The 19,913-nt window shown below is 72.7% G+C and carries 19 protein-coding genes; 12 read left to right on the top strand and 7 right to left on the bottom strand.

Going from position 1 to position 19,913, the window contains the following annotated elements:
- The first annotated feature begins 140 nt into the window (after nucleotides 1-140).
- Nucleotides 141-1,130 (top strand): aldo/keto reductase, encoded by a 990-nt coding sequence (locus E0F75_RS37090; RefSeq protein ID WP_229315375.1) that lies wholly within the window; start codon nucleotides 141-143, stop codon nucleotides 1,128-1,130.
- Nucleotides 1,131-1,193: 63 nt separating this feature from the next.
- Here E0F75_RS37090 and E0F75_RS37085 read toward each other — a convergent pair whose 3' ends face one another.
- Complete coding sequence (locus tag E0F75_RS37085; RefSeq protein WP_229315374.1) at nucleotides 1,194-1,733, bottom strand: MarR family winged helix-turn-helix transcriptional regulator; 540 nt, start codon at nucleotides 1,731-1,733, stop codon at nucleotides 1,194-1,196.
- A gap of 56 nt (nucleotides 1,734-1,789) precedes the next feature.
- On the opposite strand from E0F75_RS37085, the gene E0F75_RS37080 reads away from it, so the two are divergent.
- Nucleotides 1,790-2,191 (top strand): carboxymuconolactone decarboxylase family protein, encoded by a 402-nt coding sequence (locus E0F75_RS37080; protein ID WP_229315393.1) that lies wholly within the window; start codon nucleotides 1,790-1,792, stop codon nucleotides 2,189-2,191.
- A 10-nt stretch (nucleotides 2,192-2,201) separates the two neighbouring features.
- Here E0F75_RS37080 and E0F75_RS37075 read toward each other — a convergent pair whose 3' ends face one another.
- Together E0F75_RS37075 and E0F75_RS37070 are read right to left on the bottom strand one after the other, a co-directional pair.
- Complete coding sequence (locus E0F75_RS37075) at nucleotides 2,202-2,882, bottom strand: GDSL-type esterase/lipase family protein (protein WP_229315373.1); 681 nt, start codon at nucleotides 2,880-2,882, stop codon at nucleotides 2,202-2,204.
- A 139-nt stretch (nucleotides 2,883-3,021) separates the two neighbouring features.
- On the bottom strand, nucleotides 3,022-3,870 hold the full coding sequence (locus tag E0F75_RS37070) for an alpha/beta fold hydrolase (protein ID WP_229315372.1): 849 nt from the start codon (nucleotides 3,868-3,870) through the stop codon (nucleotides 3,022-3,024).
- Nucleotides 3,871-4,010: 140 nt separating this feature from the next.
- Here E0F75_RS37070 and E0F75_RS37065 point away from each other — a divergent pair, with 140 nt between their 5' ends.
- A complete protein-coding gene (locus tag E0F75_RS37065; RefSeq protein ID WP_229315371.1) occupies nucleotides 4,011-5,006 on the top strand; it encodes a WD40 repeat domain-containing protein in 996 nt (331 codons plus the stop codon).
- 94 nt (nucleotides 5,007-5,100) lie between these two features.
- Here E0F75_RS37065 and serC read toward each other — a convergent pair whose 3' ends face one another.
- Nucleotides 5,101-6,219: a phosphoserine transaminase gene (gene serC / locus E0F75_RS37060; RefSeq protein WP_229315370.1), complete on the bottom strand. Its 1,119-nt coding sequence runs from the start codon at nucleotides 6,217-6,219 to the stop codon at nucleotides 5,101-5,103.
- A 51-nt stretch (nucleotides 6,220-6,270) separates the two neighbouring features.
- Between serC and E0F75_RS37055 the strand changes: the two genes are divergently transcribed.
- The 3 genes from E0F75_RS37055 (at nucleotide 6,271) to E0F75_RS37045 (ending at nucleotide 11,263) form a co-directional block, all read left to right on the top strand.
- The gene (locus E0F75_RS37055) at nucleotides 6,271-9,099 is read left to right on the top strand and encodes an FAD-binding and (Fe-S)-binding domain-containing protein (RefSeq protein ID WP_229315369.1); all 2,829 of its coding nucleotides are present in this window, start codon (nucleotides 6,271-6,273) and stop codon (nucleotides 9,097-9,099) included.
- 1,080 nt (nucleotides 9,100-10,179) lie between these two features.
- Nucleotides 10,180-11,028, top strand: a complete 849-nt coding sequence (locus tag E0F75_RS37050; protein WP_229315368.1) for a helix-turn-helix transcriptional regulator — start codon at nucleotides 10,180-10,182, stop codon at nucleotides 11,026-11,028.
- Nucleotides 11,006-11,263, top strand: a complete 258-nt coding sequence (locus E0F75_RS37045; protein ID WP_229315367.1) for a DUF397 domain-containing protein — start codon at nucleotides 11,006-11,008, stop codon at nucleotides 11,261-11,263. The genes E0F75_RS37050 and E0F75_RS37045 overlap by 23 nt, the downstream gene beginning before the upstream one ends.
- 49 nt (nucleotides 11,264-11,312) lie before the next feature.
- On the opposite strand, the gene E0F75_RS37040 is transcribed toward E0F75_RS37045, so the two are convergent.
- Nucleotides 11,313-12,170, bottom strand: a complete 858-nt coding sequence (locus E0F75_RS37040) for a LysR family transcriptional regulator (RefSeq protein ID WP_229315366.1) — start codon at nucleotides 12,168-12,170, stop codon at nucleotides 11,313-11,315.
- Between the two features lie 180 nt (nucleotides 12,171-12,350).
- On the opposite strand from E0F75_RS37040, the gene E0F75_RS37035 reads away from it, so the two are divergent.
- Entirely contained in the window at nucleotides 12,351-13,313 is a 963-nt protein-coding gene (locus E0F75_RS37035) for a DMT family transporter (RefSeq protein WP_374115504.1), read from the top strand.
- Between the two features lie 72 nt (nucleotides 13,314-13,385).
- Here E0F75_RS37035 and E0F75_RS37030 read toward each other — a convergent pair whose 3' ends face one another.
- Complete coding sequence (locus E0F75_RS37030; RefSeq protein WP_229315364.1) at nucleotides 13,386-14,267, bottom strand: hypothetical protein; 882 nt, start codon at nucleotides 14,265-14,267, stop codon at nucleotides 13,386-13,388.
- A gap of 89 nt (nucleotides 14,268-14,356) precedes the next feature.
- On the bottom strand, nucleotides 14,357-14,755 hold the full coding sequence (locus tag E0F75_RS37025; protein ID WP_229315363.1) for a hypothetical protein: 399 nt from the start codon (nucleotides 14,753-14,755) through the stop codon (nucleotides 14,357-14,359).
- A gap of 213 nt (nucleotides 14,756-14,968) precedes the next feature.
- On the opposite strand from E0F75_RS37025, the gene E0F75_RS37020 reads away from it, so the two are divergent.
- The 5 genes from E0F75_RS37020 to E0F75_RS37000 all read left to right on the top strand — a co-directional run bounded on the left by E0F75_RS37020 (nucleotide 14,969) and on the right by E0F75_RS37000 (nucleotide 19,898).
- On the top strand, nucleotides 14,969-15,346 hold the full coding sequence (locus tag E0F75_RS37020; protein WP_229315362.1) for a VOC family protein: 378 nt from the start codon (nucleotides 14,969-14,971) through the stop codon (nucleotides 15,344-15,346).
- A gap of 137 nt (nucleotides 15,347-15,483) precedes the next feature.
- Complete coding sequence (locus E0F75_RS37015) at nucleotides 15,484-15,666, top strand: DUF1272 domain-containing protein (protein ID WP_229315361.1); 183 nt, start codon at nucleotides 15,484-15,486, stop codon at nucleotides 15,664-15,666.
- A gap of 154 nt (nucleotides 15,667-15,820) precedes the next feature.
- Entirely contained in the window at nucleotides 15,821-16,612 is a 792-nt protein-coding gene (locus E0F75_RS37010; protein WP_229315360.1) for a TIGR03084 family metal-binding protein, read from the top strand.
- A complete protein-coding gene (locus E0F75_RS37005) occupies nucleotides 16,612-18,303 on the top strand; it encodes an acyclic terpene utilization AtuA family protein (RefSeq protein ID WP_229315359.1) in 1,692 nt (563 codons plus the stop codon). The genes E0F75_RS37010 and E0F75_RS37005 overlap by 1 nt, the downstream gene beginning before the upstream one ends.
- Entirely contained in the window at nucleotides 18,300-19,898 is a 1,599-nt protein-coding gene (locus E0F75_RS37000; RefSeq protein WP_229315358.1) for a carboxyl transferase domain-containing protein, read from the top strand. Before E0F75_RS37005 ends, E0F75_RS37000 begins: the two co-directional genes overlap by 4 nt.
- Nucleotides 19,899-19,913 lie beyond the last annotated feature (15 nt).

The raw sequence follows: 19,913 nt of genomic DNA, 5'->3' as shown, positions 1-19,913 counted from the left end.
TACTCGTACTGATGTTCGCGATCATCGCGGTGGCGTCGGTGACCGGCCTGTAGCCCGTATCCCCCTCGCGGGAGACCCCTTACCCATCCCATGGGAACCCCCTTGCTTCGAGCGCACTCGAAGCAGTTGGCTTGGCGCCCATGGAGTACACGCAGCTCGGACGCACCGGACTCAAGGTCAGCCGACTCGTCCTCGGGACGATGAACTTCGGACCCCAGACGGACGAAGCCACCAGCCACGCCATCATGGACACGGCGCTGGACACGGGGCTCAACTTCTTCGACACCGCCAACGTGTACGGCTGGGGCGAGAACAAGGGCCGGACCGAGGAGATCCTCGGTTCCTGGTTCGCGAAGGGCGACGGCCGCCGCGACCGTACGGTTCTCGCCACCAAGGTGTACGGGAACATGGGCGCCGACGGCGAGGCCTGGCCCAACCACGACAAGCTCTCGGCGGTGAACATCCGCCGCGCGGTCGAGGGCAGCCTCAAGCGCCTCGGCACGGACTACATCGACCTCTACCAGTTCCACCACATCGACCGCTCGACCCCCTTCGAGGAGATCTGGCAGGCGGTCGACGTCCTCATCCAGCAGGGCAAGATCCTCTACGCCGGCTCCTCCAACTTCCCCGGCTACAAGATCGCCCAGGCCAACGAGACCGCCGCCCGGCGCGGCTCGGTCGGCCTCGTCAGCGAGCAGTGCCTCTACAACCTCTTCGAGCGGCGCGCGGAGATGGAGGTCATCCCGGCGGCGCAGGAGTACGGCCTCGGGGTCATCCCCTGGTCGCCGCTGCACGGCGGTCTGCTCGGCGGCGTCCTGAAGAAGGAGGCCGAGGGCAAGCGGCGTACGGAGGGCCGCGCGGCGGCCACCCTCGCCGACCCGGCGTCCCGTGCGCAGCTCCAGGCCTACGAGGACCTGCTCGACAAGCACGGCCTGGAGCCGGGCGAGACGGCCCTGGCGTGGCTGCTCACCCGGCCGGGCGTGACGGGCCCGATCGTCGGCCCGCGGACGCCCGAGCAGCTGGCGAGCGCGCTGCGCGCCCTGGAGCTCAAGCTCGGCGAGGAGGTCCTGGCGGGCCTCGACGAGATCTTCCCGGGCCCGGGCCCGTCGCCGGAGGCCTTCGCCTGGTAGGCCGGCCGCCCCGGCGTCCGGGGTTCTTCGTCCGGTGATCTCCCTGACCGGTGGTCGTGCCGGTCAGGGAGCGCCCAGCCAGCTGGTGGCGTCCAGGCGGAACGCCGTCTCCGCGGGGACGACGTTCCGCAGGGCCGCCTCCAGGTCCCGGACGCGGTCCGCGCCGAGGGTCGCCGCCCACTCCGCCCGCAGTTCGTCGAAGATCGCGGCGGAGCGGGCGAGGGCCGCGTACCCCCGTGGGGTGAGGTGGACGAGTTTGCGGCGGGCGTCGGTGGGGTCGTCGGCGCGTTCGGCGTAGCCGAGGGCGAGGAGGCGGTCGACGGTCTTGCCGGCGGCCTGCTTGGAGACGCCGAGGCGGCGTCCGATCTCGCTGGCGGTGGCGCCCCGCGCGCCGATGGCCTGCATGGCGAAGCCGTGGGCGGGGCGCAGGTCGGGGTGGCCCTCGGTGGCGAGGCGGGCGTGGAGGCGGTCGATGAGGGTGCGGAAGCCGCCGAAGAGGAGCAGAGGGAGTTCGTAGCCCCTGCCGCCACCCTCGGGTCCGCTTTCCCCCTTGCCGTTATCGACAACCTGGTTTACGTTTTCCTTCGCCGCATGGTCAACCATGTTGTCGATTCTACTCGTTCTGCCCGCCCGAGCCTGGAGACGCCTTGTCCGTGGACATGTCCGCCCGTACCGCCAACGCCGTCGCCCTCCTCAAGGAGTCGCCCGAGACCCTCGACGGCTTCCTGAAGCTCAGTCAGACCTTCGAGTCCACCACCCTCGACCCGCACTCCCGCGAGACGGTCATCCTGACTGTCGCCGAACGCAACCAGTGCCACCTCTGCGTCGACATGCACGAGACCAAGATGGCAGCCCTCGGACCCGCGCCCGACGCCGAACGCCTCGCCGCCGTCCGCCTGTTCACCCTCCGGGTCCTCGCCTCCGCGGGTGCGGTGAGCGACGAGGAACTGGCCGCGTTCGAAGCCGCCGGATACACCCGCCGCAACGCCCTGGAAGTCGTCCTCGGCATCGGCGCGTACACGCTCTCGACCTTCGCGAACCGTCTCACCCGGGCCGCTTGAGCCCCGGCCGCTACCCGGCGTACGGGCCGCCCAGGCCCCACGCCTGGTGCATCGCGTCCGCGAAGGCGGCCGCCAGCTTGTGCTCGCCCGAGGGGCCCGGGTGGGTGCCGTCGTAGGTGTCCGCGTCGAGGTCGTACGACTCCGACACCGACGCCAGGAGGAGGGGCGAGGCCGCTGTGTCCAGGTCGGCGACCGCCTTCGCGAGCAGCTCGTTGAAGCGGGCGCACTCGACGGCGAAGGGTGCGTCGTACCCGGCGCGCACGTTGGGGATGACCGGCAGGAGGACGGCCCGGACGTGCGGGTTGGCGGCGCGTGCCGCGGCGACGAACGCCCGGACGTTCTCCTCGGTCTGCTCGCTGTTGGTGTAGAAGCCGAGGTCGATCAGGCCGAGCGAGATCAGCAGCACGTCGGCTTCGGTCGCCGCGACCGTGTCGCCGATCACGGGCGCCATGTGCAGCCAGCCCTCGCCCCAGCCGGCCAGATGGCGCCGGGCGGGGGCGGGGAAGGCCGGGTCGGCATACGTCTCGGAGGCCGGGGCGTCGGCGGCGGGGTCGTACAGCGCGGTGCGGGGGCCGACGATCTCGTACCCGCCGGGCAGCGTGGACTCCAGATGCCGCCACATGCGGTACCGCCAGGTCCAGTCGCCGGCGCGTCCGATGGTCATGCTGTCGCCGACGAACAGAAAACGCATGGTCATATCATCGCGGACGGCGTCCCGGACCTGCGACGTGATCCGGGACACGGGCCCCCGGGGTGAGCCGCCCACCGCAGGAAGCCGGCTACGGCAGGAACCGGAACGCCTACCGCAGGAACGCCTACCGCAGGAACGCCTACCGCAGGAAGTCGCCGACCGCCCCCGTGAACCGCTCCGCGTCGTCGTGCCACGGGAAGTGCCCCGCCCCGTCCAGGACGACGAAGTCCGCCTTCGGGAACAGCTCCGCGTACGCGGCCGCCGTCGGGACCGGGGTGTTCACGTCCCCCTCGCCGGCCACCACGAGCACCGGCCGCGCGAACTCCGCGAACACCGCACGCGTCGCCTCCGGGTCGAAGGCCCCCTCGCTCGCGAAGACACCCGCGCCCTCACGGTTCCGCTGCCCCTCCCCGGCTGCGTGCCGCTCCCGCGCGGCCTCGTCCCAGGTCCCGTGGAAGAACGGCGTCACCGCCTGGAAGCTCTCGCCCGTCCCGCGCCCCGCCGTGACCTCCTCAAGGGCCGCGTACGCCGGACCGAACCACGGCTCGTCCCGCCGCAGCCGCGCCGCCGCGAGCCGCTCCTCCGGCGCCGTGTCGAGCCCGACGGCCGCCGTGCCCGGGGTGACGAGCACGAGCCGGCCGACCCGCTCGGCGTACCGGGTCACGTACAGGGCGGCGAGGTTCGCGCCCGCCGAGTGCCCGAGGACGTCGACGGTGTCGAGCCCGAGGTGCGCGCGCAGCGCCTCCACGTCCTCGACGAGCCGGTCGCAGCGGTACGAGGAGGCGTCGTCCGGCACGGCCGACGCACCCGTCCCCCGGAGGTCGAGCCGGATCAGCTGCCGGTGCGCGGTCAGTCCTCCGAGGTCGCCGAGATAGGCGGAGTCCTGGAGCGGACCGCCGGGGAGACAGAGGAGCGGGGCGCCGGTGCCGGACACATGGAAGGCGAGTGTCGTGCCGTCGGGCGCGGAGAAGGTCTGCGGGGTGGGCATGAGCGCGACCCTGACAGCGGCCGGGATACCGGTCAAGCGGGTTTCGCCCCGGGGCGGGCGGGGGCCTCCGGGCGACGGCGGATGCGGCGGACGATCTTCCCGTCCGGTGTCGGCGGCCGCGTCGTGGCAGGCTGGGGGACATGCGATCTGCTCTGTGCGCCCTCGGCGCGGCGGCGGCCCTGGTGCTGCTCCCGGCTGGTCATGCCCGTGCCGAAGGCCAGGAGCCGGACCGGGACTTCACCATCGAGGACTCCCGTGTCACCGAGTCCAGCGGCCTCGCCGCGAGCCGGGCCCACCCCGGGATCTACTGGACGCACAACGACCAGGACGCCCCCCTGATCTACGGCGTCGACTCCCGCACGGGCAAGACGGTCGCGACCCTGACCATGCAGGGCGTCGGCACCCCCCGTGACATGGAGGCGATCGCGGTCGGCCCGGACGGCGACATCTACGTCGGCGACATCGGCGACAACCTCGACGGCTCCTGGGACCACGTCTGGGTCTACCGCTTCCCCGAGCCGAAGGTCCTCAAGGACCAGAAGGTGGCGGCGAAGCAGTACGTCGTGAAGTACGCCGACGGCGCGCGCAACGCCGAGGCGCTGATGGTCCACCCGAAGACCGGCCGGGTGTACATCGCGAGCAAGAACGAGGACGGCGGCGGCCTGTACGCGGGCCCCGAGCGGCTCTCGTCGTCCGGGACGAACGTCTTCCGGCGCATCGGCGAGGTCCCGTGGGTCACCGACGGCGCCTTCTCGCCGGACGGTGACCGGCTGGTCCTGCGCGGCTATCTCATGGCGCGCGAGTACGCGTGGAAGGACGGCCGGCTCGGCGACGAGGGCACGTCGATCGGAGCCCCGTTCCAGGGCCAGGCGGAGTCGGTGACGTACACGACGGACGGCTCGGCGTTCATGCTCGGCTCCGAGGGGCAGAAGAGCCGGGTGGTGCGGCTGGAGCGGCAGGACGCCGGACGCTCCCCGGAGAAGCCGGGCGGCAGCCCGGACGCCCCGGGCGCACCGCAGGCGCCGCAGTCCCCGGCGGCCGACGGCGAGAAGGGGAACGTCACGGTCGGCTTCCTGGTCCTCGCGGGCGCGTTCGTCGTCGTCTTCGGCATCAAGCGACTGCTGCGGCGGGGCTGAACGCCGGACATGCCGAAGGGCCCGGCGCCGGATGTCTCCGGTGCCGGGCCCTTCGTCCGTACGCCTCGCACGTACAGAGGTCACACGGTGAACGTCAGAGCTTCTCGATGACGTAGTCGATGCAGGCCGTCAGGGCGCGCACGTCCGCCGGGTCGATCGCCGGGAACATCGCGACCCGCAGCTGGTTGCGGCCCAGCTTGCGGTACGGCTCCGTGTCGACGATGCCGTTGGCGCGCAGCGCCTTCGCGACCGCCGCCGCGTCGATGTCGTCCGCGAAGTCGATCGTGCCGATGACCTGCGAGCGCTTCGCCGCGTCCGCGACGAACGGCGTCGCGTACTTGGACTCCTCGGCCCAGCCGTACAGCGCCTCCGAGGACTCCTTCGTCCGGGCCACGGCCCAGTCCAGACCGCCCTGGCCGTTGATCCACTTCAGCTGCTCGTTGAGCAGGAAGAGGGTCGAGAGCGCCGGGGTGTTGTACGTCTGGTTCTTCAGCGAGTTGTCGATCGCCGTCGTCAGCGAGAAGAACTCCGGGATGTGCCGGCCGGAGTCGTGGATCGCCTGCGCCCGCTCCAGGGCGGCCGGGGAGAAGGCCGCCAGCCACAGGCCGCCCTCGGCGGCGAAGGACTTCTGCGGGGCGAAGTAGTAGACGTCCGTCTCGGTGATGTCGACCGGGAGACCGCCCGCGCCGGAGGTCGCGTCCACGAGGACGAGCGCGCCCGGGTCGGCACCGGCGACACGCTTGATCGGGGCGGCGACACCGGTGGAGGTCTCGTTGTGCGTGTACGCGTAGACGTCCACGCCCGCCTCCGCCACCGGCTCCGGGTGGGTGCCCGGGTCGGAGGAGATCACGGTCGGCTCGGCCAGCCACGGGGCCAGCTTGGCGGCCTTCGCGAACTTGGAGGAGAACTCGCCGAAGGTGAGGTGCTGCGACTTGCGCTCGATCAGACCGTGGGTCGCGACGTCCCAGAAGGCGGTGGAGCCGCCGTTGCCCAGGATCACCTCGTAGCCCTCGGGGAGCGAGAAGAGGTCACGGATGCCGGTACGTACCTCGCCGACCAGGTTCTTGACCGGAGCCTGGCGGTGGGACGTGCCGAGGAGAGAGGTGCCGGTGGCGGCCAGGGCGTCCAGCGCCTCCGTACGCACCTTGGAGGGGCCCGCGCCGAAACGGCCGTCGGCGGGCTTGATGTCAGCGGGAATCTGGATATCAGCCACGAGGCGGAGAGTATCGGGTCGGGAAGGGGCCGGTCGCCGGATGTCCGCCCGATGAGACGAGCTCTGAGACATCCTGGGCTTGTGGGAACACACGAGGAACACGCGTCCGGGCTGGCCTCCGACCTGCGCGCCGCGGTCGCGGGAGAGGTCGACTTCTCCGTCACCGCCAGGGCACTGGCGACCATGGACGCCTCCAACTACCGCCGGATTCCGGCGGGTACGGTCGCGCCGCGCGACGCCGACGACCTGGCGGCCGTCCTGGAGGTGTGCCGGGCGCACGGCACCACGCCGGTCGTCGCGCGGGGCGCCGGGACCTCGATCGGCGGCCAGGCGACCGGCACGGGCGTCGTGCTCGACCTCACACGGCACATGGGCGGGATCGTCTCCCTGGACCCGGAGGCGCGGACGGCCGTGGTCCGGCCGGGGCTCGTCCTCGACCGGCTGCGGGAGGCGGCACGCCCGTACGGTCTGACCTTCGGCCCCGATCCGTCCACGCACAGCCGCTGCACCCTCGGCGGCATGATCGGCAACAACGCGTGCGGGGCGCACTCGGTCGCCTGGGGGACCACGGCGGACAACGTGCGCTCGCTGGACGTGATGACGTACGGAGGCGCGGCGTTGACGCTGGGGCGGGGTGGGCAGGGCGCCCCCGCCGGACTCCTCGACCTCGTCGACCGTCATCTCGCCGTCCTGCGGACCGGCTACCCGGCCGGTCTGCCGCGCCGGATCTCCGGGTACGCGCTGGACGCGCTGCTCCCGGAGCGGGGCGTGGACGTGGCCCGCTCGTTCTGCGGCAGCGAGGGGACGCTGGGCGTGGTGACGGAGGCGACGGTGGCGCTCGTCCCGCTGCCGACCGAGCCGGTGCTGGTGGTGCTCGGGTACGCGGACGAGAGCGCGGCGGCGGAGGCGGCGGCGGGGCTCCTGCCGTTCGGGCCGCTGACCGTGGAGGGGATGGCGGCGGATCTCGTACGGGGCGCCGCCGGGCTCCCTCGGGGTGGGGCGTGGCTGTTCTGCGAGATGGACGGGGAGGGGGAGGCGCGGCGGCTCGTGCGGGCGGCCGACGCGATCGACTCCGCCGTGGTGCGGGACCCGGCCGGACAGCGGGCGCTGTGGCGGATCAGGGAGGACGCGGCGGGCACGGCGACACGGATCCCCGGGGGCACTTCCCGGACGGAGTCCGGGGGAGGCGGGGAGGCATGGCCGGGATGGGAGGACTGCGCGGTGCCGCCGGCGAGGCTCGGCGCGTACCTGCGCGAATTCCGGGCACTGCTTGCGGACTTCGGCCTCCGGGGAGTGCCGTACGGGCACTTCGGTGACGGCTGTGTCCACGTCCGGATCGACTTCGACCTGTGGACGGAGAAGGGGGTACGGGACTTCCGCCGGTTCTCGGAGGCGGTGGCCGACCTGGTGGTCGCCCACGGCGGCTCGCTCTCCGGGGAGCACGGCGACGGGCAGGCGCGGGCCGAGCTGCTGCCGAGGATGTACGGGGAGGAGCTCGTCGCCCTGTTCGGCGCGGTCAAGGACGTGTGGGACCCGGACGGCGGCCTCAACCCGGGGATGCTGGTCCGCCCGCGCCCGCTCGACGAGGGGCTGAGGTTCGCCGGACTGCCGCTGGTGGGGGTGGGGAGGGAGGCGGCCCGGTGCGTGGGGGTGGCCAAGTGCCGGGTGGAAGGGCCGAGTTCGGGGCCGGGAGTGATGTGTCCGTCCTACCGGGCGACGGGGGAGGAGAAGCACTCGACGCGGGGGCGGGCGCGGCTGCTCCACGAGATGGCGCTCGGCGAGGTGATCACCGACGGTTGGCGCTCCGAGGAGGTCCGGGAGGCGCTGGACCTGTGTCTGTCGTGCAAGGGGTGCCGCAGCGACTGCCCGGTGGGCGTCGACATGGCCGCGTACAAGGCGGAGTTCCTGGACCGCCACTACGCGGGACCGCTCGGGTTCCTGCGCAGGCCGCGCTCGCACTGGACGATGGGCAGGCTGCCGCACTGGCTGGACCTGTTCGGGCGGGGCCTGAACGCGGGCATGAGACTGCCGTTCGCGGCGCGCCTCGCGGGGGTGACGCCGGAGCGGACGATGCCGAGGGTGGCGGAGGGGACGTTCACGGCGTGGTTCGCCGAACGCGCCTCGTCCCGCCCGCCGGAGGTGACGCTGTGGCCGGACACGTTCACGGACCACTTGGCGCCGGAGGTGGGCAGGGCGGCGGTCCGGGTCCTGGAGGCGGCGGGGCTGGGGGTCGCGCTGCCGCAGGGGAGGGTGTGCTGCGGGCTGACGTATGTGTCGACGGGGCAGCTGGGGGCGGCGCGGAGGGTGATGCGGAGGACGTTGGACGTGATGGAGGGGGGTGGGGAGCGGCCCGTCGGCCCCACGGGGCTCGTCGTGGTGCTGGAACCCTCCTGCGCGGCGACCCTCCGCACCGACCTGCCGGAACTGCTGCCGGACGACCCGAGGGCGGCTCGCCTGGCGGCGTCGGTACGGACGTTCGCGGAGGCTCTGGAGACGCTGGCGCCGGACTGGGAGCCGCCGCGCCTGGACCGCCCGGTGACGGGCCAGACGCACTGCCACCAGCACGCGGTGCTGGGCGACGCGGCGGACCGCCGCCTGCGCGAACGCGCGGGCCTGACGGGGGACCTGGCGGGCGGGTGCTGCGGACTCGCGGGCAACTTCGGCTTCGAGCCGGGCCATTACGAGGTCTCGGTGAAGTGCGCGGAGGACCAGCTGCTGCCGGCGCTGAGGGACGCGGCCCCGGAAGCCGCGGTCCTGGCGGACGGCTTCTCGTGCAGGACGCAGATGGGGGACCTGGCGGGGGTGCGGGGCCGGCATCTGGCGGAGGTGCTGGCGGAGGGGGTGGACGAGGGGGTGGACGAGGCGGAGACGGGCTCTTGAGGTCCTGGGGTGAGCCGGCTTTGCGGGGCTCGGGTGCGGCCGCCCTCTTTCCGAGTGTGGCGGCCTCCGCCACCGCGTCAAGGGCGCTCCCTGCGGTCGCGTCGCTGCGCGATGGCCTTCGGCCACCCTTGACCCGGCGGCGGAGGCCGCCTTTTCACACTCGGAGGGCGGCCGAGGGCCGGGGCCTGCGCGGATGCCTGGGGGGTGGCTGGGGTCGGCTTGCGTCCGTCGGCCGGTGGTCGGGTGCGAGGCCGGGCATCGGTCGCGGTTGGTGTGGCTGTGTGCCTGGGTGGGTGGGGGCTTGGTTTGTTGTGTGGGCCGGTGGGCGCAGTCCCGGTGGGTTGGGGGTGCGCGGTCGTTGGATGGGGCGGCCGGACTTCGGCTGAGCGGGTTGCGGTAGCCGGTTGGCTGGGCTTCAGGCCCCGCTGGTCTGTGTTGGTGGGTGGTGGGGGCTGTCGGCGTGAGTTTCTTGCAGTTTCATCGCCCGATAAGGGTGATTCGCCCCCAATGGGGCTTATTCCGGGACTTGTTACTCGGAGTAGTGCGCGGTTGTCCACGCCTGCCACCCACCGGGAGTGACCAGCGGGGCCTGAAGCCCCACCCCGACCCGCCTTCCGTCGCTGAGCCGGAGCCTGACCGCCCCATCCAACAACCGCGCACCCCGAACCCACCGGAACTGCGCCCACCCCGCTCGGCCGCAAACCAAGCCCCCACCCACCGGGCGGCAGACGCACGCGGCGAGCACTACTGCCCGGGGCCCGGCGGTGACCCCGCCCCCTGGACCGCCCTCCGAGAGGTCTTTCGCTTCTGGAGGTGGTGGGTCAAGGGTGGCCGAAGGCCATCGCGCAGCGACGCGACCGCAGGGAGCGCCCTTGACGCGCCGCCGGAAGGAGCGACTCTCGGAAAGAGGGCGGTCCCACCAGAAGCCCACTTGTCGGTCGCGCCGTTGGCGCCCGGCTTGCGTTCATGCGCCCGCAGATCCAAGTTCCTTCGAAAGAAGGCCGGTTGCCTGATTCGGGCCTCCGAGGCGAGGTGCCCCGTTACTGTCGGCGATGAGCCGACATTGGGGGTGACCTCCTCGTGGTCAACATCCGCAGCCTTGATCCGTCCGCCTCGCCCCTGGACTACTACGGATCCGAACTCCGCCGCCTGCGGGAGGCCGCCGGACTCGGGCAGAGCCAGCTCGGCGGCATCGTCTTCTGTACGGGGTCCCTGATCGGCCAGATCGAGAACGCGAAGAAGGTCCCGACGCGGGACTTCTCTGAGCGGATCGACGCGGCCCTGATGACGGGCGGGGTGTTCACGCGTCTGGTCGGCCTGGTGCTGCGGAGCCAGCTGCCGACCTGGTTCCAGCCGTACGCCGAGATGGAGGCGAAGGCGGCGTACATCTCGACGTACCAGTCACAGATGGTCTACGGCCTGCTCCAGACGGAGAAGTACGCCCGGGCGGTGCTGGCGACGGGGTTGCCGGACAAGCTCGAAGAGCTGGTGGCGGCGCGACTGGAGCGTCAGCGGATCCTGACCCGCGACCGTCCGCCGATGGTGTGGGTGATTCTCGACGAGGCCGCCCTGCGTCGTCCCATCGGCTCGCCCCAGATCATGCGTGCGCAACTGGCCCACCTGCTCAGCTTCCGTGAAGAACGCTGGGTGCGGATCCAGGTACTGCCGTTCGCGGCAGGGGAGCACGCGAGTCTGATCGGCTCCTTCAATGCGCTGCGGTTCGACGACGATCCGGACGTTGTCTACACCGAGGACCTCATCTCCGGGCACATGACGGCAGACTTGGACACGCTGAGAGAAGCCGCCCTTCGTTACGCTCACTTGCAGGCGTCCGCCCTGTCCGTGGAGGATTCGGCGGAACTGATCATGCGCGTCATGGAGGAGCACTATGGGGACCGGATCGGGCATGACCAGCGTGGAGTGGCGTAAGTCCTCGTTCAGCGGCAACACCGGCGGTGACTGCATCGAGTGCGCCCCCCTAGGCCCCGCCACCTGGCTCAAGTCCTCCTACAGCGGACCCACCGGCGGCGAGTGCATCGAAGTAGCCGACCTAGCCCCCCACATCGCCGTCCGCGATTCCAAGAACCCCGCCGGGCCCCACTTCCGTGCCACCCCCGCCGCCTTCGCCGTCTTCGTCGCCGCCGCCGCGCAGGGGCGGCTCTGACCTCGTCCGACTACATGGGCCCGTTCTGACCCGTCCCGAATGCGGGGCCTCACCCCCCGCTGACGATCTCCCGCGCCATCGCCACCAGCGCCCCCGTCGCCGGGTGCGGGAACGCGTCCCGCCAGGCCAGTACCACCGGTAGCGGTGGGGCATCCGGCAGGGGGCGGTACGTGACGCCCGGGTGCGGGTGCAGTGACGCCGTCGACGCGGACGAGACGCCGACGCCCCTGCCCGCCGCGATCGCCGTCAGCCAGTCGTCGGTGTTCGCCACCGTGACCGTCGCCGCCGGGCGCGCTGCCGCCGGCCAGAGCGTGAGCGTCGTCGTGCCGGAGACCGTGTTCAGCACGACGGTTCCGCCCGCCAGGTCGTCCAGGGTGAGTCGCGACCGTTCCGCCAGCGGGCTGTCGGCCGGTACGGCCGCGACGCGTTCCTCCGTCGTGAGCTCCTCCGTGACCAGGCCCGGCGCGTCGACCGGTCCCCGCAGCAGCGCCGCGTCCACCTCTCCCCGGGTCAGGCCGGCCGTGCGGTCGTCGATGCGGAGGAGTTCGAGCGGGGTCTCGGGGTGTGCGCGCTGCCAGCGGCGGAGCAGGGGCGTGGTGTACGGGCCGAAGGCCGACCACGCGTGTCCGAGGCGGAGCGGCCGGTGGCGCAGTCTCGCCGGGTCGACGGCCGCCTCGAACGCCGCGAGGGCCGCCGCGGCCCGGTCCTGGAAGGCGCGGCCCTCGGCCGTGAGGGCGAGGTGGTGGGTGGAGCGGTCCACGAGCCGGGCCCCGAGGTGCTGTTCGAGGGCGGCGAGCGTGCGGGACACGGCGGGTTGGGTGAGGTGGAGCCGGGCTGCCGCCCTGGTGAGGCTGGATTCCTCGGCGATGGCGAGGAAGCAGCGGAGGTGGCGTAGCTCGATGCTCATGCGTCCGGAGCATAACCGCAGCGCAATCGGCATTTCCGGCGCCGCGCGGGGGCTCGTAGCGTGAGAGGGGAACTCCGGTGACAGTGCGCCGATGGTGCATTATTCTGGACTGGTAGTTCAATGCAATGAACACTTGAGGAGTAGTCGGTGGACATCAGTCCGGTCAAGGAGGCGGGCCCGGTGGGGACCGCGGTCGGCCCCGAGTCGCCGGCTGCCCCCGCCGGCGGAGCCCAGGGCGGCCGCGGGCCCCAGGGGCTCGCGGGTCACCGCTTCGGGCCCGTCGCGCTCGTCGTCACGGGCGGGCTCTCCGTGCAGTTCGGCTCGGCTCTCGCCGTCCTCCTCATGCCCCGGGCCGGCGCCCTCGGCGTCGTCACCCTGCGGCTCGTGCTCGCCGCCGCCGTCCTGCTGATCGTCTGCCGTCCGAAGGTCCGCGGCTACGGCCGGGCGGACTGGGGCACGATCGTCGCCTTCGGCGCGGCGATGGCGGGCATGAACATCCTCTTCTACCAGGCGGCCGACCGGATCCCGCTGGGCGCCGCGGTGACCCTGGAGGTCCTCGGCCCGCTGATCCTCTCGGTGGTCGCCTCCCGACGGCTGATGAACCTGCTCTGGGCGGGACTCGCCCTCGGCGGCGTCGTCCTGCTCAGCGGCGGCGGCTTCGACCGTCTCGACCCGCTGGGTGCGGCCTTCGCGCTCGCGGCGGGCGCGATGTGGGCCACGTACATCGTCTTCAGCGCGCGCACGGGCCGCCGCTTCCCGCAGGCGGACGGGCTCGCGCTCGCGATGGCCTTCGGCGCCGTCCTCAGTCTGCCGCTGGGCATCGCGGAGGCGGGCGACAAGCTCCTCGTGCCCTCGACGATCGGCCTCGGCCTCGCGGTCGCGCTGATGTCGTCCGTCCTGCCGTACACCCTCGAACTCCTCGCCCTGCGGCGTCTGCCCGCCCCCACCTTCGCCATCCTGATGAGCCTGGAACCGGCCATCGCGGCGACGGCCGGCTTCCTCATCCTCAGCCAGGCCCTGTCCCTGACCGACGCGCTCGCGATCGCCCTCGTCATCGCGGCGAGCATGGGAGCGGTACGGACGCAGGTACGGGCGGCCGCGCGGGAGCGGGACAGGGCCGGGGCAGGCGTAGGGGCGGGGTAGCGGGCTAGGGCCGGTGTCCGGCCTCCGGTCGACGGTTCCCCGCCCTCGGTTCCGGCCGGCCGGGGCGTTCGGTCAGAGCACCGGGAAGGAGATCCGGACGCCGTAGCGGCGCTCGAACTCGCGGATCTTGGCCGGCAGCGCGGTGTTCAGCGCGTCGATCTCCTGGCGGTGGTCGGCGCGGAAGCGTGTCCCGAGCGCCTTCCGCAGCTCGGAGCGGACGTCTTCGGCCGGCTTCATGCAGGCGGAGTACGCGCGGGCCAGGGTGCGTTCCCCGGTGGTGTCGCCGGCTTGCATGCGCTGGTCGACGAGGGCGAAGAAGGCGTTCTCGTCCGGTGCCTCGATCTGGCGGTCGGCCATGCACGGGCCGAAGCTCCTGAGCGCGGCGAGGACCCGGGGGTGCGCGCGCAGCGACGACTCCTCCCGGAACCAGCTGCCCTGCACGTCGACGTACAGGGTGCGCAGGCTCTGCTCCACGGAGGTGCCGGTCTTCATGCAGCGGTCCTGGATGCCGCGTCCCGCGCCCTCGGCGGGGCGGTCGCCCGTGGCGTCGGCGGCTCCCGGGACGATCACGCCGTTGAAGCCGTTGCGGTCGATGAACGGCAGGTCGGGGATGTCGGAGAAGCGGACGAAGGCCGGTGGTTCGTGCGGTGGGGCGGGTGTCCGGTGTTCGGCCAGGCACGTGCGGAGGGCCTTGTCCGCGGCCAGCCGCCCGAAGGCGTCGAGGCCCTGCGAGAGGCGGGTCTGCTCGCCCGTCGTGGGGACCACCATGTCGGCGATGTCCGCGGGCATCGCGGACGTGACGGCGACAGTGGCGGCGGGGTGCGGCGGCGGGGCCGGCGCTGCGGCCTGCTCGGGCGGGGCCGAGCACGCGGTGAGGCCGGCCAGGACGCCGGCCGCGACGAGGAGCGTCGCCGGCCTGGCGGCAGGGCGCGAGAACGGGGTGCGGCGGGGCATCGTGCCCGTACCTCCATGGTGCGTGGTGAGTCGCGCCTGCCCGGCCGCCTCGCGGGGCGGCCGGGCCGACGACGGGGTGGGGCAGGGGGTCAGTGAGCGACCTGCACGGCACCGCCGATGTTGTTGTACGCCGCCACGCCGAACTCACGGCCGGTGGTCAGGTCGGAGATCAGGACGTACCGGCTCACGGGGTAGCTGCCGTTGTATATCCACTGGTACGGCCGGGAGGCCCAGGTCCAGGCACCGGAGGCGTTGCGGTACAGGGCGCGGTACGAGTCGCCGCTGTCGCCGCCGGGCGCCGCGGCCTCGACGACCTGCACGTCGTGGCAACCGCTGCCGGACTTGTTGACGGTGGTCCAGGTGCTGTTCTTGCCGGTGGTGAGCCAGTCTCGCTGGCAGCCGTCGGCCGCCGAAGCGGTCGGGGCGAGCGTCATCAGCGAGGTCGCGACGGCACCGGCGAGGGCCAGCCCGGCAGTCGTCTTCTTCATGAGGAGATCCCTTCCATACAGCGAGCGCCGCTCCGGCGGGGGCGGCGGCAGCTCTCACCTTCCTCCCGGGGGCGACCCCCCGTATTGGACAAAAGCGAGGTCGAGGGCCGTTCCCCCAGCCGTCCCCCCAGGGCCGTTTCCCCCAGGTCGGGCCGCCCCTCACGGGTCGGTGCCGCGAGCTTCCGCGGTGTGCCGGGGTTCTAGGATCCGCGCATGATCGCTGAACTGCAGTGCCTCGTCATCGACTGCCCGGTCCCCGCCGAACTCGCCGAGTTCTACCGCTCGGTTCTGGGCGGCGAGGTCGACCGGCCGGACGGCCGGTGGTCGCTCGGGGAGGCGTGGTCCACGCTGCACGCCCCCGGCGGCCTCGTCCTCTGCTTCCAGGGCGTCACGGACTACCGGCCCCCGACATGGCCGACCCCCGAACGCCCCCAGCAGTCCCATCTCGACTTCGCCGTACGGGACTTGGATGAGGCCGGAGAGCAGGTCCTCGCCCGGGGCGCGACGCTCCTGGACGCGGGCGAGGGCAACCGTAGCTGGCGCGTGTACGCGGACCCGGCGGGCCATCCGTTCTGCCTGGTCCGCCACTGAGAGTCCGACGGCGCCGACGGTAGGGCTGTTTGTCGTGGCCCGATCCTGTCGGCCCTTGGCCATCGGGCTGTTTCGGGGGTGCCGGGGCGCCTCGGACGATGGAGCTGTTGTCCGAGGTGCGAGGAGGGGAGGGCGTCATGGCCCTGGAGATGCGTGAGCGGTGCGAGCGGTGTGAGGTGGCGGTGCTGGTGGTGGACGGGCCCGCGCGGATCTGTTCGTACGAGTGCAGCTTCTGTGTGCCGTGCGCCGACGCGATGAGTGACGTCTGCCCCAACTGCGGGGGCGAGCTCGTGGCGCGGCCCCGGCGGGTGGCCGGGTAGCGGCGGGTCGGCCCGGCGGTCCTTGCGGGGCCGGCCGGCCGGGTCCTGCCGTGGGCGGTGGGTGTCTGCGCCAATCAAAGCAAGCATGCTTGATTGTTTTAGGGTTCGCTGTCATGCTCCGGGGCACGCCGCCGTGTCCCGAGGGGAGCGCACCGTGTCCGATCCCGCCGTCGTCCTCGATGATCTGCGCGAGGAGAGCGAAGCACTCGACGTCCTTGTCGGCGAGTCGAGCGAGGAGCGGTGGGCCGCCCCCACCCCCGCGCCCGGCTGGACCGTCGCCCATCAGGTCGCGCACCTCGCCTGGACCGACCGGGCCGCGCTCCTCGCCGTCACCGACCCCGACGGCTTCGCCGCCGAGGCCGCCAAGGCCCTCGCCGCCCCCGAGCGCTTCGTCGACGAGGGTGCCGAGGAGGGGGCGAAGCTGCCGCCCGGTGAGTTGCTCGCCCATTGGCGCGAGGGGCGCGAGCTGCTCCAGGAGGCCCTTCGGGCGGTTCCGGCCGGTGTGCGGTTTCCCTGGTACGGGCCGCCCATGAGCGCCACCGCCATGGCCACCGCCCGGCTCATGGAGACCTGGGCGCACGGGCAGGACGTCGCCGACGCCCTCGGGGTGGTCCGGGCGCCGACCGACCGCATCCGGCACGTCGCCTGGATCGGGCACCGGGCCCGGGGCTACGCCTATCTGGTGCGGGGCCTGCCCGTTCCCGCCGAGCCCGTCCGGGTGGAACTCGTAGCTCCGAGCGGGGAGTTGTGGGTCTACGGGCCCGAGGAGGCCGCTCAGACCGTGACCGGGCAGGCCCTGGAGTTCTGTCTGCTCGTCACCCAGCGCGTGCACCGGGACGACACCTCCCTGGTCGCCGTCGGACCGGACGCCGCGCAGTGGCTCACCATCGCCCAGGCCTTCGCCGGACCGGCGGGTCCCGGCCGGCCCGCCGAAGGGGCCCGGTGATGGTGCTCCGTATCGGCAACGCCTCCGGTTTCTACGGCGACCGGTTCGACGCCGTCCGCGAGATGCTCACCGGCGGCGGACCCGAGGGCGCGATCGACGTCCTCACCGGTGACTACCTCGCCGAGCTCACCATGCTCATCCTCGGCCGCGACCAGCTCAAGGACCCGGCCTCCGGGTACGCCAAGACCTTCCTGCGCCAGATGGAGGAGGGCCTCGGCCTCGCCCACGACCGCGGGATCCGGATCGTCACCAACGCCGGCGGCCTCAACCCCGCCGGTCTCGCCGAGGCCCTGCGCGTCCTCGCCGCCAAGCTCGGGCTGCCCACGCGTGTCGCGCACGTGGAGGGCGACCGGCTCCCGGCCGTCGGCGGCGCACTGGCCGCCAACGCCTATCTCGGCGGCGCCGGGATCGCCGCCTGCCTCGCCGCCGGTGCCGATGTCGTCGTCACCGGCCGGGTCACCGACGCCGCCCTCGTCACCGGGCCCGCGCAGTGGCACTTCGGCTGGGGGCCCGAGGAGTACGACAGGCTCGCGGGCGCGGTCGTCGCCGGGCACGTCCTCGAATGCGGCACCCAGGCCACCGGCGGGAACTACGCCTTCTTCCGCGAGCACGACCCGGCGCTCTTCCGCCGCCCCGGCTTCCCGCTCGCCGAGCTCCACGAGGACGGCAGCGCCGTCATCACCAAGCACCCCGGCACCGGCGGCCTCGTCGACGTCGGTACGGTCACGGCGCAGCTCCTGTACGAGACGGCCGGCGCCCGCTACCCCGGGCCCGACGTCACCGCCCGCCTCGACAGCGTCCGGCTCACTCAGGAGGGCCCCGACCGGGTCCGGATCGACGGGGTGCGGGGCGAGGCGCCGCCCCCGACGCTCAAGGTCGGGCTCAGTAGGCTCGGCGGCTTCCGCAACGAGGTCGTGTTCGTCCTGACCGGCCTCGACATCGAGGAGAAGGCCGCACTGGTGCGGGGGCAGGTCGAGGACGCCCTCGCCGGCAGTCGCCCCCGCGAGGTCCGTTGGGAGCTCGTTCGTACCGACCGGTCCGACGCCGACACCGAGGAGACGGCCAGCGCCCTCCTGCGGCTCGTCGTCCGGGATCCCGCCCCCGAGGCCGTCGGCCGTGCCCTCACCGGCGCCGCCATCGAACTCGCCCTCGCCAGCTACCCCGGCTTCCATGTCACCGCGCCGCCCGGGAAGGGCGCCCCCTACGGGGTCTTCGAGAGCGCGTACGTACCGGCCGCCGACGTTCCCCACGCGGCCGTGCTCGCGGACGGGACCCGCGTCCCCGTCCCCGTACCGCGGCGGACCCGGGAGCCGGCGCCCGTCCCCGAGCCGGCCCTTCCCGAGCCGCTCCCGCCGGGGCCCACCCGGCGCGTGCCCCTCGGCCGGATCGTCGGCGCCCGCAGCGGCGACAAGGGCGGCGACGCCAATGTCGGCGTCTGGGTGCGCACGGAGGAGGAGTGGCGGTGGCTCGCACACGCCCTCACGGTCGAGCGGGTGCGCGAACTCCTTCCGGAGACCGCCGACCTGGACGTCACCCGGCACGTTCTCCCGCGACTCCGCGCGCTCAACTTCACCTTCGCCGGGATCCTCGGCGAGGGCGTCGCCTCCCAGGCCCGTTTCGACCCCCAGGCCAAGGCCCTCGGCGAGTGGCTCCGCTCCCGCGCAACAGACATCCCGGAGGGACTCCTGTGACCGTCCTCGCCTCCGCCCTCGACACCGGCGGATCCGACTACCGGGCCCACCGCGCCGCCATGCTCGACAAGCTCACCGCCCTGGAGGCCGAGCACGCCAAGGCGCTCGCGGGCGGCGGCGAGAAGTACATCGCGCGGCATCGCGAGCGCGGCAAGATGCTCGCCCGCGAGCGGATCGAGCTGCTCGTCGACCCGGACACCCCCTTCCTGGAGCTGTCGCCGCTCGCGGCCTGGGGCAGTGACTACGCGGTCGGCGCCTCCCTGATCACCGGCATCGGGATCGTCGAGGGCGTCGAGTGCCTGATCACCGCCAACGACCCGACCGTGCGCGGCGGCGCCTCCAACCCCTGGACGCTGAAGAAGGCCCTCCGGGCCAACGAGATCGCGTTCGCCAACCGGCTGCCCGTGATCTCGCTCGTCGAGTCCGGCGGCGCCGATCTCCCCTCCCAGAAGGAGATCTTCATCCCCGGCGGGGCGCTCTTCCGCGACCTCACCCGGCTGTCCGCCGCCGGCATCCCCACGATCGCGGTCGTCTTCGGCAACTCGACGGCCGGTGGCGCGTACGTCCCCGGCATGTCCGACCACGCCGTGATGATCAAGGAGCGGTCGAAGGTGTTCCTCGGCGGCCCGCCGCTGGTGAAGATGGCGACGGGGGAGGAGAGCGACGACGAGTCCCTCGGCGGCGCCGAGATGCACGCGCGGACGTCCGGGCTCGCCGACCACTACGCCGTCGACGAGGCCGACGCGCTCCGCCAGGCCCGCCGCATCGTGGCCCGGCTGAACCACCGCAAGGCCCAGCCCGACCCGGGCCTCGCGGAACCCCCGGCGTACGACGAGGACGAACTCCTCGGGATCGTGCCCGGGGACCTCAAGACGCCCTTCGACCCGCGCGAGGTGATCGCCCGGATCGTCGACGGCTCCGATTTCGACGAGTTCAAGCCGCTGTACGGGCCGTCGCTCGTCACCGGTTGGGCGAGCCTGCACGGCTATCCGGTCGGTGTCCTCGCCAACGCGCAGGGCGTCCTGTTCGGCCCGGAGTCGCAGAAGGCCGCGCAGTTCATCCAGCTCGCCAACCAGCGCGACGTCCCTCTCGTCTTCCTCCACAACACCACCGGCTACATGGTCGGCAAGGAGTACGAGCAGGGCGGCATCATCAAGCACGGCGCGATGATGATCAACGCCGTGTCGAACTCCCGCGTGCCCCACCTGTCCGTCCTCATGGGGGCGAGTTACGGCGCCGGGCACTACGGCATGTGCGGCCGGGCGTACGACCCGCGCTTCCTCTTCGCCTGGCCCAGCGCCAAGTCCGCCGTCATGGGCCCGCAGCAGCTCGCCGGTGTCCTCTCCATCGTGGCGCGGGCGAGCGCCGTCGCGAAGGGGCAGCCGTACGACGAGGAGGCCGACGCCGGTCTCCGGGCGCTCGTCGAGGCGCAGATCGAGTCCGAGTCCCTGCCGATGTTCCTCTCCGGCCGGCTCTACGACGACGGGGTCATCGACCCCCGCGACACCCGCACGGTCCTCGGGCTGTGCCTCTCCGCGATCCACACGGCACCGGTCGAGGGCGCGCGCGGCGGCTTCGGCGTCTTCCGAATGTGAGGCCCCTCCACATGA

The sequence above is a fragment of the Streptomyces sp. CB02980 genome (assembly GCF_014451325.2).
Classification (GTDB): Bacteria; Actinomycetota; Actinomycetes; order Streptomycetales; family Streptomycetaceae; genus Streptomyces.
This window is presented reverse-complemented; position numbering and strand designations above follow the sequence as displayed.

Excerpts from the sequence above, each read along its gene's own strand:
- E0F75_RS37040 (WP_229315366.1), bottom strand. The coding sequence starts at position 12,170 with ATGAGCATCGAGCTACGCCACCTCCGCTGCTTCCTCGCCATCGCCGAG.
- E0F75_RS37065 (WP_229315371.1), top strand. The coding sequence starts at position 4,011 with ATGCGATCTGCTCTGTGCGCCCTCGGCGCGGCGGCGGCCCTGGTGCTG.
- E0F75_RS37015 (WP_229315361.1), top strand. The coding sequence starts at position 15,484 with ATGGCCCTGGAGATGCGTGAGCGGTGCGAGCGGTGTGAGGTGGCGGTG.
- E0F75_RS37030 (WP_229315364.1), bottom strand. The coding sequence starts at position 14,267 with ATGCCCCGCCGCACCCCGTTCTCGCGCCCTGCCGCCAGGCCGGCGACG.
- E0F75_RS37070 (WP_229315372.1), bottom strand. The coding sequence starts at position 3,870 with ATGCCCACCCCGCAGACCTTCTCCGCGCCCGACGGCACGACACTCGCC.
- E0F75_RS37090 (WP_229315375.1), top strand. The coding sequence starts at position 141 with ATGGAGTACACGCAGCTCGGACGCACCGGACTCAAGGTCAGCCGACTC.
- E0F75_RS37045 (WP_229315367.1), top strand. The coding sequence starts at position 11,006 with ATGACCAGCGTGGAGTGGCGTAAGTCCTCGTTCAGCGGCAACACCGGC.
- E0F75_RS37020 (WP_229315362.1), top strand. The coding sequence starts at position 14,969 with ATGATCGCTGAACTGCAGTGCCTCGTCATCGACTGCCCGGTCCCCGCC.
- E0F75_RS37085 (WP_229315374.1), bottom strand. The coding sequence starts at position 1,733 with ATGGTTGACCATGCGGCGAAGGAAAACGTAAACCAGGTTGTCGATAAC.
- E0F75_RS37055 (WP_229315369.1), top strand. The coding sequence starts at position 6,271 with ATGAGACGAGCTCTGAGACATCCTGGGCTTGTGGGAACACACGAGGAA.
- E0F75_RS37025 (WP_229315363.1), bottom strand. The coding sequence starts at position 14,755 with ATGAAGAAGACGACTGCCGGGCTGGCCCTCGCCGGTGCCGTCGCGACC.
- E0F75_RS37080 (WP_229315393.1), top strand. The coding sequence starts at position 1,790 with ATGTCCGCCCGTACCGCCAACGCCGTCGCCCTCCTCAAGGAGTCGCCC.
- E0F75_RS37075 (WP_229315373.1), bottom strand. The coding sequence starts at position 2,882 with ATGCGTTTTCTGTTCGTCGGCGACAGCATGACCATCGGACGCGCCGGC.
- E0F75_RS37005 (WP_229315359.1), top strand. The coding sequence starts at position 16,612 with ATGGTGCTCCGTATCGGCAACGCCTCCGGTTTCTACGGCGACCGGTTC.